The organism is Vibrio minamisatsumaniensis (assembly GCF_050337445.1).
GTDB lineage: Bacteria > Pseudomonadota > Gammaproteobacteria > Enterobacterales > Vibrionaceae > Vibrio > Vibrio artabrorum.
Window position 1 is genome coordinate 39,012 of the sequence record NZ_JAKJSY010000010.1, and the last position, 16,797, is coordinate 55,808.

The window sequence follows — 16,797 nt, forward strand, 5'->3', positions numbered from 1 at the left end:
CTTAATTACATGAGTGATTGTTATTCATCACTTCAATTATCTTCATCGCTTCCAACGTTTCGTCAACGTCGTGAACACGAATAATTTGAGCACCTTTCATAGCGGCAATCGTGGCACAAGTAACACTGGCTACCATGCAATCCACAGGAGCCTTGTCTAACAACTTAAAGATCATCGATTTTCTCGACATTCCCGCTAAGATTGGCAACCCTAATGCGTGAAGTTTATCAAGATGTGCCAATAGATGATAATTATGTTCGATCGTTTTACCAAAACCAAAACCGGGGTCTAGGATAAGTTGATCTTTTGATATGCCTATAGCCTCACACGCATTGACTCTTTCTCTCAAAAAGTCTTCCACATCAGTTAACACGTCATCATAGCTGGGATTCGCTTGCATGGTTCTAGGTTGACCTTTCATGTGCATCAAGCAAATTGGGACATTCGCGTTAGCGGCTGCCTCTAAGGCTCCAGGCTCTTGTAAAGCACGCACGTCATTGATCAAATCAGCACCAGCCTCAACGGCTTGACGCATCACTTCGGCTTTGCTGGTATCAATAGAGATCCAAACATCAAACTTAGCGCGAATAGCTTGAATCGCTGGGATAACGCGAGCGAGTTCTTCTTCTAAAGAGACCTCAGGCGCTCCCGGACGAGTCGATTCACCACCAATATCAATGATGCTGACGCCAGCTTGAATCATTCGTTCCGCTTGCTGTAACGCCTTGTCTAACGAATTAAATTTACCGCCATCTGAAAAAGAATCTGGCGTGACATTAAGTATACCCATTACATGTGGGCGGTCTAAAACGAGCGTTTTATTGTTTGCTTTTAATATCATGGAAAACACCTATCAAAAAGTAAAAACACCTTGGGCTATAAACAGAAAAACCCTGAGCGTGCTCAGGGTTTTTATTGATAACTTAACGATTAAGAATCTTTATTTTCAACGTCATCTGAGTCAGATTTAACGTCTTCAACTTTCGACTCTTCAGCTTTTGGTTCCGCTTTGGCTTCTTCTGCCTTAACTTCAGGTTTTGCCTCTTCCTTTGCAGGTTCAGCTTTTGCCTGATCACCCCAACCAGCTGGTTCACGAATGTCGTCTTTACGCTCCATCAAGTCATCAATCTGACCTGCATCAATCGTTTCAAACTTCATCAACGCATCTTTCATCGAGTGCATGATATCCATGTTCTCTTCAAGAATCTTGCGTGCACGGTCGTAGTTGCGATCAATTAGAATTCGAATTTCTTCATCGATCAGCTTAGTCGTGTCATCCGAAACATGCTTCGCTTGACTCATACCACGACCTAGGAAAACTTCACCTTCTTCTTCAGCATAGAGAAGAGGACCAAGTTTTTCAGAGAAGCCCCACTGCGTCACCATCTTACGAGCAATATCCGTTGCACGTTCGATATCGTTAGACGCACCCGTCGACACTTTCTCCTTACCGTAGATAAGTTCTTCAGCAAGACGACCACCATACAAACTAGAAATCATAGACTCTAGGTGTTGGCGAGACATGCTCACACGATCTTGTTCTGGCAAGTACATGGTTACACCAAGCGCACGACCACGTGGAATGATTGATACTTTGTACACTGGATCGTGTTCAGGCACCAAACGACCAACAATTGCGTGACCTGCTTCGTGGTAAGCCGTTGACTCTTTTACTTCCTCAGACATCACCATGGAACGGCGCTCAGCACCCATCATGATTTTGTCTTTAGCAAGTTCAAACTCAACCATAGAGACATTGCGCTTGTTACCACGAGCTGCAAATAGAGCCGCTTCGTTCACAAGGTTCGCCAGATCTGCACCAGAGAAACCAGGTGTACCACGAGCGATCAGAGACGGTTCAACATCACCTGATAGTGGCACTTTACGCATGTGCACTTTAAGAATTTGTTCACGACCACGTACATCCGGTAGACCAACCACAACTTGACGGTCAAAACGACCAGGACGAAGTAGTGCTGGATCGAGTACATCTGGACGGTTGGTCGCAGCGATAACGATAATACCTTCGTTACCTTCGAAACCATCCATCTCAACGAGCATTTGGTTCAGTGTTTGTTCACGTTCGTCGTGACCACCACCAACACCAGCACCACGTTGACGACCTACCGCATCGATTTCATCGATAAAGATGATACACGGCGCGGCTTTCTTCGCTTGTTCGAACATGTCACGCACACGAGATGCACCAACACCAACAAACATTTCTACGAAGTCAGAACCCGAGATAGTAAAGAACGGTACTTTCGCTTCACCAGCAATCGCTTTTGCAAGCAATGTCTTACCCGTACCAGGAGGACCAACCAACAGGATACCTGTCGGGATCTTACCACCTAGTTTTTGGAATCGACTTGGGTCACGAAGGTAATCAACCAATTCTTTAACGTCTTCTTTTGCTTCGTCACAACCGGCAACGTCCGCAAACATCGTTTTGATTTGTTCTTCGCTCATCATGCGAGCTTTGCTCTTACCAAACGACATTGCGCCTTTACCGCCGCCACCGCCTTGCATTTGACGCATGAAGAAAATCCATACACCAATCAGTAAGATCATAGGGAACCAAGAGATGAAGATAGTGCCAAGTAAGCTCTGCTCTTCCGGTGGTGTCCCCTGAACTTTTACGTTTTGATTAATCAAGTCATCAAGTAGCTTTTGGTCATAAACAGGCATGTAAGTCACAAACTTACCCCCACCGCCACTACGTGTGAAAGTGATTTCGCTGTTATTGAACTGTGCGTCTTGAATCTGGCCTTGGCCAACTTCCTGTACAAACGTGGTGTAATCTACTGTTCTGCCGTTACTTTCCCCAGGGCCGAAACTCTGGAATACCGACATCAACACTACAGCGATAACAAGCCACAGAATTAAATTTTTTGCCATGTCACTCAAGGTGTCAGCCTCTCGATAACTAATTGTAATTAAAGGTAGGGTACTACAGTTTGTAACCTGTAGCCATATTGTTAACTCTCACTCTTTGAAGAGAATCGTTAACCTTTGTAACCAGTGGCTACGATAAACACTTCTCGAGATCGAGCCCTAGAAGAGTCGGGTTTCCTGACCTTAACCGTTTTAAACATCTCACGGACATCTTTGACGTATTGGTCAAACCCTTCGCCTTGGAATACTTTAACGACAAAACTACCATTGGTAGCTAGAACTTGTCGACACATATCCAAAGCTAATTCAACCAAGTACATAGCTCTTGGTTGGTCTACTGAGTTATTTCCCGCAATGTTAGGGGCCATATCTGACATCACCACATCGACCATATTAGGTTGAATACGATCCAGTAAGGCTTCCAATACGGCTTCTTCGCGGAAATCACCTTGTAAAAAGCTCACACCAGCGATAGGGTCCATCGGCAACAAGTCACACGCAATGATTTGCCCACTATCACCAATAATCTTAGCAGCATATTGAGACCAACCGCCAGGTGCTGCCCCTAAATCCACAACGGTCATCGCAGGAGACAACAATTTATCTTTTGCTTGAATCTCTTCCATTTTGAAATAAGCCCGCGAACGATAGCCTTTCTTTCTCGCCTCATTTGCGTACTTGTCGTCGAAGTGCTCCTTCAACCAACGACCTGAACTGGCCGAGTGTTTCTGTTTACTCATTGGATACCTAAATTGGAGGAAAGTACTAATTGCTGAATAAATTATAGTCTTCAGCATTAGATGGCGTTAAAATAGCTTTTTTCAACCCTAATACTAAAGAAAATTGGCCGCGTAATGAACCTAAGTACCAAACAAAAGCAGCATCTAAAGGGCCTAGCTCACAGTTTAAAACCTGTCGTGCTAATGGGCGCAAATGGACTTACTGAAGCTGTTCTAGCGGAAATCGAATTAGCTCTAGACCACCACGAACTGATCAAAATTAAAGTTGCATCAGAAGACCGTGAGACTAAACAACTGATTATCGATGCCATTGTACGTGAATCTAAAGCAGAGAAAGTACAAACTATCGGTAAAGTTCTAGTACTGTTCCGTCAGTCAGAAGCTCGTAAAATCGAGATTCCACGCAAGTAAGCTGAATTCACATAAAGAAAGCCACAGCGCTTATCTTTTAGTGTAGCGTGAGAAACGAAAAAGGTCGCATTAAGCGACCTTTTTACTTATCAGAAACAAAGAAAATTCAATTAGATATATTCTACTTTGTCGATTTCGAAGTCTTTGTCACCACCTGGAGTAGAGATATGAACTTCATCACCTTCCATCTTACCGATTAGACCGCGCGCAATCGGTGATTTCACAGAAATTCGCCCAGTTTTAATATCGGCTTCATCTTCAGAAACGATTTGGTAACGGAACTCTTCGTCCGTATCGACATCAACCAAAGTAACAGTCGTGCCAAAGATAATCTTACCCGTATTATCCATCTGAGTGACATCGATGATTTGAGCGAGTGATAACTTATATTCGATATCTCGAATTTGAGCTTCACAGATCCCCTGCTCCTCACGAGCTGCGTGATATTCTGCATTCTCTTTCAAGTCACCAAGTTCACGAGCTTCACCAATAGCTGCTGAGATAACAGGGCGAAGCTTAAGTAAGCGATCTAATTCGTCACGCAGCTGCTGAGCACCGCGTACTGTCATTGGAACCTTTTCCATTTTTTACCTCTATGCCAAAGCTTTCTTTGGCCAACATAAATACACCCAACGCATTCATTGGGTGATAGAAACAAAACGATTTGACTTAGTGTAAACAAACTTGATGGCTAAATCATCTTTATTCCACTTTGCATTCTAAAAGCTTTATCTAAGTCTAAATTATACGCCTAACAAAAACGAATAATAATATTCTGACCTATGAACTGACGATTTAACACCTAAAAAAAACAAAAACAAAAACAAACCAACACAGACCCCAGCCCAAAAAATCCACTTAACAACAGTGACTTATAACAAAAACCCAACAATAAAACATTGTTCGATATTTTATTGATATCATTTTACTAACGACCTGTGGAACTTTGGGGTAAAAAGTATCTCATGGATTGCACTGGTAAGTTTCATGATTTTACTCTAAGTATACTTATGAATCCCCATTCATATAATCAATCCACAAAAAGGGTGCAAATCCTTAATCAATACCTTTATGGACAGTAATTAGGAATCAATAACATGAACAAAACGATGATCGCTTTGGCAGTTTCTGCCGCTGCTCTTGCTACTGGTGCTAACGCCTCAGAACTGTACAACCAAGACGGTACGACTCTAGACATGGGCGGCCGTGCTGAAGCTCGTCTATCGATGAAAGATGGTAAAGCACAAGACAACTCTCGTGTCCGCCTTAACTTCTTAGGTCAAGTTGAAATCCAAGATGGCCTATACGGTGTCGGTTTCTACGAAGGTGAATTCACTACTGCTGACAATGCTGACGGCTCTGACCTAGATAACCGTTACACTTACGCTGGTCTAGGCGGTACATTCGGTGAAGTAACTTACGGTAAAAACGACGGTGCGCTAGGCGTGATCACAGACTTCACTGATATCATGGCTTACCACGGTAACTCAGCTGCAGACAAAATTGCTGTCGCTGACCGTACCGACAACATGCTTTCATACAAAGGTCAATTCCAAGATCTAAGCGTTAAAGCGAGCTACCGTTTCGCAGACCGCGAAGATTCAAAGCTAAATGGATCTGGTTACACAGATAACTCTCAAGACGGCTACTCACTTTCTGGTATCTACGCGATTGGCGAAACTGGCGTTAAGCTAGGTGCAGGTTACGCAGACCAAGATAAGAACAATGAATACATGCTTTCTGGTTCTTACACAATGGGTGACCTATACTTCGCTGGTGTATTCACTGATGGTGAAAAAGACTTTGATGGGCAATATGACTCTACAACCGCTTCAAGCATTGGTAGTAAGTTCTCAGGAGTTCAAGACTACACGGGTTATGAATTAGCCGCCGCTTACACACTAGGCCAAACGGTATTCACCACTACGTACAATAACGCAGAAACGGGTAGCGACACATCTGCAGATAACATCGCCATCGATACGACCTACTACTTCAAGCCTAACTTCCGTGGCTATGTTTCTTACAACTTCAACCTACTGGACGCAAATGATACTCTAGGTACAAGCACAGTAGGCAAGAAAGGTGCTGAAGACGAAGTGGCTGTAGGTCTACGTTACGACTTCTAATTCAGACTATCTCATTGTTGAATGCGTTAATTGAAAATCAAAACGTCCGCTCTCTAGCGGGCGTTTTTTATATCTGTATACTGAAAACATCCGCCATCCAAGATAATCTTCTATGCGCTTTCTATCCACACTGTTTCTCTGTAGTTTTTCCATTAGCATTTTCTCATTCAACGCGTTCGCTTACGCCCCGCTAGATAAATTACCTAATGGCAGTAGCACAAGTGTAATTTTGGAATCCCTGAATGGGGATTCCAATAAAATGAATTTTAACAGTGATGGTTTTTATCCCCCCGCCAGCACATTAAAGCTCGTCACCGCTTTGGCAGCCAAATTAGAGTTGGGGGATGATTTTCACTACACAACCAGCATTGCTCGTTCAGGTAAAGACGCCGTCATTTCGTTCAGTGGTGACCCAACACTACAGCGAGAACATCTGAAAAGCCTTCTAGCTCAATATGCTCAATCACAATCTAAATCGATCAAAGGTAACCTGTATCTTGATAACTCAGCTTTTACTGGCTATCAACGCGCAGTGGGGTGGCCTTGGGATATTCTCGGTGTTTGTTACAGCGCACCTTCGAGTGCAATGACCTTAGACAGCAACTGCGCACAAGCCTCTATTTACACAAAAGATAACGGCAGCACCCGGATTTATATTCCCGCTCACTATCCGATAGACGTAACCACCACGGCCGCCACGGTCACTCGCTCAGGGCAGAAGGCCACACAATGCGACTTAGAGCTCATCACCACACCAGATAACACATACACGCTCTCTGGTTGCTTAGTGGAGCGCAACAAGCCGCTCCCCCTTAAGTTTGCAATTCAAAACCCAGAGCTTTACACCTATCAAGTCATCGCATCGCTTCTTAAAGAACTGAGAATAGAAGTAAAAGGCGATGTGATCCTTGGTAAAAAAGACAAATCGGATAAGACCTCGTTAGTCGCCAGTCACAACTCAGAAAAATTACCCGAACTGCTCGATATCATGCTCAAGAAATCAGATAACCTGATCGCTGATAACCTAACTAAAACACTGGGTGCGACGTTTTATGTTCAGCCTGGAAGTTTCAATAACGGAACCGAAGCGATAAAGCAGATATTACAAACCAAGACCAATATAGATCTAAGTCAGGCGCAGTTGGTCGACGGTTCTGGGCTGTCTAGAAATAACCGAATAAGACCACAAACCATGGCTCAAGTGCTGCGTTACATCTGGGCTAACGATCAACGACTCAATTTAATTAAGGCAATGCCAATCTCTGGAGTGAGTGGCACCCTCAAATATCGACAAAGCATGCGAAAGGCGCCGATCCAAGGCCATATTATTGCGAAGAGTGGGTCTTTGTACGGCAGCCATAATATGGCCGGTTTTGGCTTAGATAAAGCGGGCAATCCAAGCTCTCTATTTGTGCAGTTTGTTCGCGATTATTTCCCTGAAGAACAAGAGCCAGACAAACCAGTGGAAGCACCGATCACCCAGTTTGAGCGTGCTTTCTACAAAGATGTGGTCGAGTTCAGTCAAACACAAAACAAATCTAAGTAATGCTGGCTCTGTGTAAGCTTCTACATTAATAACAAAAATGGCGCTGTTTAGCGCCATTTTCATTTATAAGGTGTCTTTTAGCTGTTTTTAGAAGCGGTTAAACGATGCCTAAGAATGCGTTCACCACAGTGAAGTAGATCCACATTCCTGAGATATCGACTATCGAAGCCAGTACAGGGCTCACTAACACAGCAGGATCAAGCTTGAATAGCCTAGCGACTATCGGCAATCCACCGCCAAGTACGGTTGATAAGGTCACCTGAATAAACAGCGCTACCGCTATCGCTAAGGCAATCATGTTGATGTCATGCCCTCCCGTTGATGGGCTATCACTGAACAGTAAGATCCGGCCTATTATCACCAAAGCGATAGCAAGCGCTAAGCAGATAGCAACTCTCAATTCTTTCCACAGAACGTTGGCCCATTGCCGCTTCTGCAACTCACCGGTAGCTAAAGCCCGGATCACCAAAGTTGCGGCTTGTGTTCCCGTATTACCACCAGCAGCAGCAATCACAGGCATGTAGATTGCTAAAAGAACCAACTGACTGAGAATGTCTTCATACTGAGCAATAATAAGCCCAGAGACGATTCCTAATAGTGCTAACGCAATAATCCAACCGATACGCTGCCTGACGTGACTCATGACGCCAGTAGAAAGATAGCCCTGCTGAGGCTCTACCTCTGAGTAGATCAGCCCTAGTTGGTGAGCGAGATGTCGAGATCGCTTCTCAAAGCCCTGCTCTTCTAGCTCACTAAGTAAAGTCTGAATCGTACTCAAAGAGCATTGCCCCAATACTAACACCGCATCTTCGAGCGGCATTCGGTTCAAAAGGTTAATTTGTTGTTCGCGTCCGTACTGTTGAAAAGCATTCGATACCGCTTGAATGTCTTGCTCTGAGTACTGAGCTTCAATAGATAAAAAAGTGTTGTTCATTACCGTCATGGCGAATCTCCCGATTGGCAAAGGTAACGACCATCAAAACAAATAGCCTATCGCTAGTACATCAAGTGCACATAACTAGGCGCACCAAGAGCTTTACGCACTGATGTGTCTACTTGTTAGAATCTAGTGTGTGGAAAAGAAAGAGGGGAAAACAAAGATACCCTACCTGAGCGGCAGGACAATAGATCAATACCGAGACAGGTTATTCTTCTCCATTCAAACTAGGAGGATGGTCGGTATTGTTCATAAAAATCTCCAGAATTACTGTCAATTTGACAGCGCGCATAGTGTAACAATAGACGTTTAAAAACTTCGTCAACTTTCGGTTAATAATGTTAGAGGCAATAAAAAGGCATCCGTAGATGCCTTTCGATAACTGATTGATGATTCAATATTACTTGATAGTAATACGAGCAAACTTACGCTTACCAACTTGGTAAACCGCCGTACCCGCTTCAGGTACAAATTTGCTGTCTTCAATCTTTTCGCCTTCAAGCTTAGCCGCGCCTTGCTTGATCATACGCATCGCATCAGAAGTCGAGTTTACAAGACCCGCTTCTTTTAGCACGTTGGCAATCGGTAAGCCTGCTTCGAATTCAAATTCAGGCATTTCATCAGGAACTTGATTCTTAGCAAAACGGTTAACGAACTCTTGCTCAGCCGCTTCAGCATCCGCTTCACTGTGGAAACGAGCGATGATCTCTTTCGCTAGCAGTACTTTAACGTCACGCGGGTTTTTGCCTGCATCAACGCCAGCTTTCAGTTCCGCTACTTCTTCAAGAGGACGGAAAGACAGTAGCTCGTAGTAGCTCCACATCAGATCGTCAGAGATAGACATGATCTTACCAAACATCTCGCTTGGTGCTTCGCTGATACCGATGTAGTTGTGCGCAGACTTAGACATCTTCTTAACGCCGTCTAGCCCAACAAGTAGTGGCATCATCAGTACCGCTTGTGGTTTTTGACCGGCCGCTTTTTGCAATTCACGACCCATTAGCAGGTTAAACTTCTGGTCAGTGCCGCCAAGCTCAACGTCGCTCTCTAGTGCAACAGAGTCGTGACCTTGTAAAAGTGGGTACATGAATTCGTGGATTGCGATCGGTTGACCACCAGCGTAACGCTTTTTGAAATCATCACGCTCAAGCATACGAGCAACCGTTTGGTTAGAAGCAAGACGAATCATGCCTTCAGCACCAAGCTCAGATAGCCATTCAGAGTTGAAACGAATTTGCGTTTTCGCAGGATCTAAAATCTTGAATACTTGCTCTTTGTAAGTTTCAGCATTCTTCAATACGTCTTCACGGCTTAGCGGTGGACGTGTTGAGTTTTTACCAGATGGATCACCGACCATTGCCGTGAAATCACCGATAAGGAATGTCACCTCATGACCAAGCTCTTGGAAAGCACGAAGCTTGTTAAAGATAACCGTATGGCCTAGGTGGATATCTGGAGCGGTTGGATCGGCACCCAGCTTAATGCGTAAAGGACGACCTTCTTTTAGTTTCGCAATCAGTTCGTCTTCTGGAATCAGTTCTTCCACGCCACGTTTGATCTCGGCTAGTGCTGCTTCAATACTCGCCATTCTTGTTCACTCCCACAGATTTGGCAAAAATATAATAATTAGACATCTTACTTGAATAGCGATGTATTTTGAAACCAGTTACACTGTTCCGTCGCCGATTTTCATAATATTTATAGAACGAACCGGAACATGTTGTCTATTTTTGCACGCCTTCCTATTTTGCACCGGGTTTTTATCGCATTTTTTAGTGCCATAATTTTCGTCGCGATTTTCTTACTTCCCGACGTCAACAGTTTGCGTGACGATACGGGGGCTTTAGTGGTGGGGAAACATTATCCACTCATCATCGATGCATCCTCAATGGTGAGCTCAACGGATACACTGCCGACGGCGGTACTCAATTGGGAAGAATACACCGTTCGTTCAGGCGAAAGCACCTCCGTCTTATTCGAACGTATTGGCCTCTCATATCGCCTGTTGATCACGCTACTCAATACCAACAATGATATTAAAAAGCAGTTGTCTAACCTTAGACCTGGCGACGTATTGCAATTCGGTTTTGATGAAAACAACGACCTGATTCAGTTAAAACGACAACTGAATGCGTTTGAAAGCTTCAAGATCACCAAATCTGGCGATTCGTTTACTTCTGGCTTCGACAAAAAAGAAGTGGCCTATCAGTACAATTATGCTGAAGCCAACATCACCTCGAACTTCTGGAATGCCGGCGTTAGCGCAGGTTTAACCGAAAACCAAATCATGGAACTCGCCGGTATCTTCGGATGGGATATCGACTTTGCGTTGGATATTCGCAAGAACGACAGCTTTAAAATTATATACCAAGAGAAAGTGGTGGAAGGCGAAGTCATTGGTCGAGGTAAAATTATAGCGGCTGTATTCAACAATCAAGGCGATTCATTTACTGCGATATTGGATGATCAAAGTGGCGACTACTTCGATGAAAATGGTCGTGCGATGAAGAAAGCCTTCTTGCGCTCACCGATTGATTTCCGCCGTGTAACATCGAACTTTAACCCTCGCAGAAAACACCCCGTAACCGGTAAGGTTCGCGCTCACCGCGGCACCGACTACGCGGCACCTGTTGGTACGCCTATTTGGGCGGCGGGTGACGGTATTGTTCAAAAGTCGAGTTATAACCAATTTAATGGTAACTATGTGTTCATCCGCCACAGCAACACCTACATCACCAAATACCTGCATATGAAAAAACGTTTGGTAAAAACGGGACAACGCGTAAAACAAGGCCAAACCATCGGCACGCTGGGGGGGACAGGTCGTGTAACGGGCCCGCACTTACACTATGAATTTTTGGTCAATGGCGTTCATAAAAATGCGCGCACTGTGAAATTACCACAATCTAAGTCGTTAACCGGTAAAGCAAAAGCGACCTTTATTGCAAACGCAGAAATTCGACTGAAAAATCTTGAGCGATATGGCCAGTTACTCGCGACCCAATAGACCACTCAATCGTTGAAGACACTTCATAGAGAATGGCGATATGATTGTTTCTCTCATATAAGAAGAGCGCCCAACAAGGCGCTCTTCTTCATTTTTGAATAACGGTGTCTGTTACTTTCCTGGCTTGTGGTTTCGCCCTAGCATTAACAGGCAAGGCGTCAGCACCAAGGTTAATACTGTCGCAAAAGCTAAGCCTCCCGCAATGGCCGTCGCGAGTTGTGACCACCATTGAGTGCTCGGCGCACCGAATTCTATTTTTTGATTGATCAGATCAATGTTCATCTCTAATACCATCGGCATTAAACCTAAGATGGTGGTAACGGTTGTCAGCATGACTGGTCTTAAACGCTGGACCCCCGTTCTGAGAATCGCATCTCGCTTATCCAAGCCTCTTTTGATCAGTTGGTTATAGGTGTCAATCAGCACAATATTGTTGTTCACCACAATCCCAGCCAACGCTATCACTCCAATACCGGACATCACAATACCAAATGGACGCTGGAAGATAAGCAAACCGACGAACACACCAACGGTTGAGAATAACACGGCACTCAGGATTAAGAATGCTTGATAGAAGCTATTAAACTGAGTAATCAGAATCAAAGCCATCACTGCCAACGCCACCAAAAAAGCACTTTGTAAGAAAGCGGAAGAGTTTTCTTGTTCTTCATTCTGACCACGGATACGAAATTCGACACTACTCGGTAGCCCTAACTCATTTAATGCTTGCTCAATTTTTGGCAGTTCGAGGGCAAGGTTATAGCCCTCTTTCATATCTGCCATGATGTTCACTACCCGTTGACCATCGAGGCGTTTGATGGTGTCTTGCTTATGGTCGGGAACAATCTGAGCAAAGTTGGTGATCGGCACTAAACCTGCGGGCGTTTTGACTCTCAATTGATCGAAGCGCCCAATGTCTCTCTTGTCATTCGGGTAACGCACCAAGATATCGACCTCTTCTGATGAATCATCAGGCAAGTAATCACCAATCTTGAGTCCATTTGTCACGAATTGAACGGTATTACCAACTAAGGTCGCGTCTGCTGCAAAACGGGCAGCATCGTCGCGGCGAATATCAACCTTCCAATCGATACCATCCTTGCTCGCGGTGTCACTGATATTGGTCAATGCTTGATTGCCATCCGCCCAATTTCTCACAATTTTTGCTGCCTGATTAAGTTGCTCTGGCGTTTTTGCCGACAACTCAATCACTAAGTCATTCTCAACCGGTGGTCCTGCATCTGGAAACTTATATTCAATCTCAACCCCAGCGTATTGGTCGGTCTGTACTTTTAGCTCATCAATTATCGCCTTAACACTGCGGCGATATTGCCAATCGACAGGGGTAATCGAGATCAAACCAATCTGATCGTCGCCCCCTGTACGTGTATAAACGCTTTCAAACTCGTCATGATTGAGCATCACCTGCTCAATATCTTGCATGATGTTATCTTTTTCTTGGATAGAGAGGTCACCATGAGAACGGACTTTGACATTAAAGAATGGTGGATCAACCTCCGGAAAAAACTCAGCCCCAAGACCCGCTTTTGAATAAATGACCCCCACCGCAACCGCGAGTAATATCGCACTGAAAAGAATCTTAAACGGGTGCTTAATCGCAACCGACAGCGTGTGGTAATACGCTTTGGTTAAGCCTGTTGCTTGTGAGAAATCACCATTATGCAGCGCCACCATTCGAGCTTGATTGTCAGAAGAGACATATTGAGGTTTGCCGATCAAACCGCCAAGTACAGGCACAAACAACAGCGCCATGATCAATGAAGCGGTTAGCGTTGCGATCAGTGTTAATGGTAAGAACTTCATGAATTCACCGGTCACATCTGGCCAAAACAGTAACGGCGCAAATGCGGCCAAGGTTGTGGCAGTGGATGCCGTTATCGGCCAAGCCATCCGCTTCGCCGCATCTCGGTAAGCCGCTTTGCGCCCTTCCCCCTCTTGCATTCGCCTGTCAGCAAACTCGGTCACCACAATCGCACCGTCGACCAACATACCCACGGCCATGATCAATGAAAACAACACGACAATATTCACAGTTAGCCCAAACACAGACAGAACCAACAACCCCGTCAAGAATGAGCCGGGGATTGAAATACCCACCAACAAAGCGGTGCGAACCCCGAGAATAGCGATGATAACGATCACCACTAAAATGATGGCGGATAAAATATTGTTTTGAAGATCGTTGAGCATGATCTTCACATCTTTAGATTCATCCCATGTGTATTTCACCAGTAGGTTATTAGGCCATTCCGCTTGTTGCTGAGCAGCGGCCATTACCGCTTTAACGAGCTCAACAGTGTCAATGATATTTTCACCTGCACGCTTCTTGATATCCAAGACAATCGCAGATTTACCATCTAAACGAGCAAAGCTCTCTGGGTCTCGAAACGCTCGACGAACGGTGGCGACATCGCCAAAGGTGACGACCTGTTTACCATCCACTTTGATGGGTAACTCAAGTACATCTTTTAAGGCGTTAAATACCGAAGGAACTTTGACCGAAAAACGCCCATAGCCAGTATCAACAAAACCGGCAGCCACCACCCGATTGTTCAGAGCGATTAAATTATAGATATCCGCTTGATCTAGGCTGTAACTCTCCATCAATAGCGGATCAACAATGATTTCGACAATGTCATCACGATCACCCGCAATATCGACCTCAAGGATCTGACGATAGCTTTCTAATTTATCCCCGAGCTGGCGAGCAATTTTTAAGATCGTGCGTTCAGGCACGGTCCCAAACAGAACCACAGAAAGCACAGGTTGCTCAGAAGCGAGCGTCACCTCATTGACCGTCGGCTCATCACTGTCTTCGGGCAGTTTTGGTTTGACGAGGTCAACGGCATCACGAACATCCGCCATCGCCTTGGTAAGATCGACACCAACATTAAACTCCAACACAACAGAGGCATGCCCTTCTGCAGCGGTAGCCGTCATCTCTTTTACGCCTTCAATCGACCTCAGCTCTTGCTCTATCGGCCGAACCAACAGACGTTCGGCATCGGTTGGCGAAATCCCTTGGTGCCCGACTGAAACGTAGATAATCGGGATGGTAATATCCGGGCTCGACTCTTTGGGGATCGTGATATAGGTGACAACACCGGCGACCAGAATTAACGCCAACAACGAAAGCATGGTTCGAGCACGAGACAAGGCTGCATCAATAATTGAATACATCGGCAATCTCCTACTCAGCGATTACATTTGAGAGTTCAGCACCTTGCTCAACAGCCATAACAGAGTCACCATCACGCACAAACCCTTGCCCTACTGTGATGATATTGACGTGTTGACCCAATCCAGAGAGCCACACACCATCTTGTTCTGCCTTGACGAGCTGAATACGGACAAATTTCACGATGGGTGAGTCATCGACTGAAACCAGGGTTTTGACACCAAGGTTACCTGCCTCATCCAGTGCCAGCATAGCAGGCGTCACCTTGACCGCGTCTCTTGCTTCTAGATTGAGTGTAACTTCAGCACTGACGCCAGCAGGCAACAGGCCATCGGAGTTATCGATTTCAATCTCGATTGGGAAGGTATTGGTTGAAGCAGAAGATATTCGAGAAACAAAACGCAAACGCCCTTCGACCTCTTCCCTTCCTAGGAGGCGAACGAAAGCGGATTGATTGACTAACAGATGTTGGATATGACGTTCACTCACATCCGCCTCTATCACCAGAGGATCGAGGTCAATCACGCCGGCGACGGGGTCTCCAACACCAACAAAATCACCAAGCTCAACCATCAAATCTTGTACCACACCCGAGAAAGGCGCGGTGATAACGGTATTCTTTAAAGCCAATTCGGCCTTGCGCTGCATGGCCTTCGCTTCGGTTAATGACGCCTCTGCGGTGGTGTAGGCGATTTCGCCTTGTAGCCCTCTTTTCTTCAGCGATTGCGCGGCTTTAAATTCTTTCTGCTTCAAACGATATAAAGCCGATGCTCGCTCTAATTGAACCTCCAAATCACCTTTATCAATCTGCGCAATGGCTTGTCCTGCTTTAACTCTATCGCCCTTAACAACGTTCAATCGAACAATCTTACCCGCGACCTCTGCGCCCAATCGGGCGTGCCTATCGGGCGCCGTTCGACCATAGAGGTCAATGGTTTTAAAAGTGGGTAATGAACTGAATGTTTGGAAGGAAACCTTAGCCAATGGAATCTCTGTCACTTTTTTCTCAGGAGACTCTTCCGCCTGTCCCACTCCTAAGCCAAGCCAAATAGACAGCAGCACCACTAACAACAGAGAAAACAACCACGGCTGTTTAAGTTTCTGGAAAAGTGGCGAATGAGAAAATAGAGTCGGCATAACAAGTCCTTTTGTCCAAGTGATTAAGACGCGCTAAGTGGCTTAACACTGTTATGTGCATCTTCCTGATACACACTGTTAACATTAACAGACCAAAACCAAACGAAATTGGACGCTATCGACAGTTTAAAAAATATACCGTGTGCTAAAAATTAAGAAATCAACGATTGGAATGGTTTGAAAAGCAAAGAATTAATGTATCTCAACGATTGTTGACTCTGCGATGAACTGAAACTAAGGGATATAAAAACAAAAATGCCGAACATAAGTTCGGCATTTATCATCTTCTGTTGTGGCTTTAAACCTTAACGATCTTCGACTCAAGCTATACGCTGAATGATGCGCCACAACCACACGTTGTAGTCGCATTCGGGTTGTTTACAAAGAAACGAGCGCCTTCTAAGCCTTCGGTGTAATCAACCACACCGCCTATCAGATATTGTAGGCTCATTGGATCAACAACCAACGTTACTCCGCTGTTTACAATCGTCGTGTCGCCATCATTTACTTTTTCATCAAATGTGAAGCCATATTGGAAGCCACTACAACCACCACCAGTAATGTATACACGCAGCTTGAGTTCTGGATTTTCTTCTTCTGCTATCAACGTTTTTACACGAATGGCAGCTGCATCAGAAAAAGACAATGGAATATTTACTTCGCTCACGACAACCTCTCTTACCTGTGTCAAAAACAACATGATACAAATCTAATTCGAGATCACTGTTGCTGAATGTTTTTTTATATTCGGATGATTATCTAATACCTGACTGAAACGTTCAAGTATTCACCGCGG

Annotated in this window: 13 protein-coding genes; 4 read left to right on the forward strand and 9 right to left on the reverse strand. The window is 44.9% G+C overall.

What is annotated here, in order from left to right; all coding sequences use genetic code 11:
* Window position 1: 1 nt before the first annotated feature.
* The 3 genes from folP to rlmE all read right to left on the reverse strand — a co-directional run bounded on the left by folP (window position 2) and on the right by rlmE (window position 3,635).
* Window positions 2-841, reverse strand: a complete 840-nt coding sequence (gene folP, locus L4B77_RS01810) for a dihydropteroate synthase (RefSeq protein WP_429748225.1) — start codon at window positions 839-841, stop codon at window positions 2-4.
* Window positions 842-930: 89 nt separating this feature from the next.
* Window positions 931-2,898: an ATP-dependent zinc metalloprotease FtsH gene (ftsH, locus tag L4B77_RS01815; RefSeq protein WP_429748226.1), complete on the reverse strand. Its 1,968-nt coding sequence runs from the start codon at window positions 2,896-2,898 to the stop codon at window positions 931-933.
* A gap of 107 nt (window positions 2,899-3,005) precedes the next feature.
* Complete coding sequence (gene rlmE / locus L4B77_RS01820) at window positions 3,006-3,635, reverse strand: 23S rRNA (uridine(2552)-2'-O)-methyltransferase RlmE (protein ID WP_017106934.1); 630 nt, start codon at window positions 3,633-3,635, stop codon at window positions 3,006-3,008.
* Between the two features lie 114 nt (window positions 3,636-3,749).
* Between rlmE and yhbY the strand changes: the two genes are divergently transcribed.
* Complete coding sequence (gene yhbY, locus L4B77_RS01825; RefSeq protein WP_004734509.1) at window positions 3,750-4,046, forward strand: ribosome assembly RNA-binding protein YhbY; 297 nt, start codon at window positions 3,750-3,752, stop codon at window positions 4,044-4,046.
* Window positions 4,047-4,156: 110 nt separating this feature from the next.
* Here yhbY and greA read toward each other — a convergent pair whose 3' ends face one another.
* Window positions 4,157-4,630 (reverse strand): transcription elongation factor GreA, encoded by a 474-nt coding sequence (gene greA, locus L4B77_RS01830; RefSeq protein WP_261838015.1) that lies wholly within the window; start codon window positions 4,628-4,630, stop codon window positions 4,157-4,159.
* A gap of 513 nt (window positions 4,631-5,143) precedes the next feature.
* Between greA and L4B77_RS01835 the strand changes: the two genes are divergently transcribed.
* Both L4B77_RS01835 and dacB read left to right on the forward strand, forming a co-directional pair.
* A complete protein-coding gene (locus L4B77_RS01835; RefSeq protein ID WP_261838016.1) occupies window positions 5,144-6,175 on the forward strand; it encodes a porin in 1,032 nt (343 codons plus the stop codon).
* A 112-nt stretch (window positions 6,176-6,287) separates the two neighbouring features.
* Complete coding sequence (dacB, locus tag L4B77_RS01840; protein WP_429748227.1) at window positions 6,288-7,721, forward strand: serine-type D-Ala-D-Ala carboxypeptidase; 1,434 nt, start codon at window positions 6,288-6,290, stop codon at window positions 7,719-7,721.
* 97 nt (window positions 7,722-7,818) lie between these two features.
* Here the strand turns inward: dacB and L4B77_RS01845 are convergent, their stop codons facing one another.
* Window positions 7,819-8,664, reverse strand: a complete 846-nt coding sequence (locus tag L4B77_RS01845) for a magnesium transporter (RefSeq protein WP_261838018.1) — start codon at window positions 8,662-8,664, stop codon at window positions 7,819-7,821.
* Window positions 8,665-9,058: 394 nt separating this feature from the next.
* Complete coding sequence (gene tyrS, locus L4B77_RS01850) at window positions 9,059-10,246, reverse strand: tyrosine--tRNA ligase (protein WP_017059402.1); 1,188 nt, start codon at window positions 10,244-10,246, stop codon at window positions 9,059-9,061.
* 129 nt (window positions 10,247-10,375) lie between these two features.
* Between tyrS and shyC the strand changes: the two genes are divergently transcribed.
* Complete coding sequence (gene shyC / locus L4B77_RS01855) at window positions 10,376-11,665, forward strand: peptidoglycan DD-endopeptidase ShyC (protein ID WP_429748228.1); 1,290 nt, start codon at window positions 10,376-10,378, stop codon at window positions 11,663-11,665.
* Window positions 11,666-11,776: 111 nt separating this feature from the next.
* Here the strand turns inward: shyC and L4B77_RS01860 are convergent, their stop codons facing one another.
* The 3 genes from L4B77_RS01860 to erpA all read right to left on the reverse strand — a co-directional run bounded on the left by L4B77_RS01860 (window position 11,777) and on the right by erpA (window position 16,668).
* Window positions 11,777-14,866, reverse strand: a complete 3,090-nt coding sequence (locus tag L4B77_RS01860) for an efflux RND transporter permease subunit (protein ID WP_429748229.1) — start codon at window positions 14,864-14,866, stop codon at window positions 11,777-11,779.
* A gap of 10 nt (window positions 14,867-14,876) precedes the next feature.
* Window positions 14,877-16,001: an efflux RND transporter periplasmic adaptor subunit gene (locus L4B77_RS01865; protein WP_429748230.1), complete on the reverse strand. Its 1,125-nt coding sequence runs from the start codon at window positions 15,999-16,001 to the stop codon at window positions 14,877-14,879.
* A gap of 325 nt (window positions 16,002-16,326) precedes the next feature.
* Entirely contained in the window at window positions 16,327-16,668 is a 342-nt protein-coding gene (gene erpA, locus L4B77_RS01870; protein WP_261838022.1) for an iron-sulfur cluster insertion protein ErpA, read from the reverse strand.
* Window positions 16,669-16,797 lie beyond the last annotated feature (129 nt).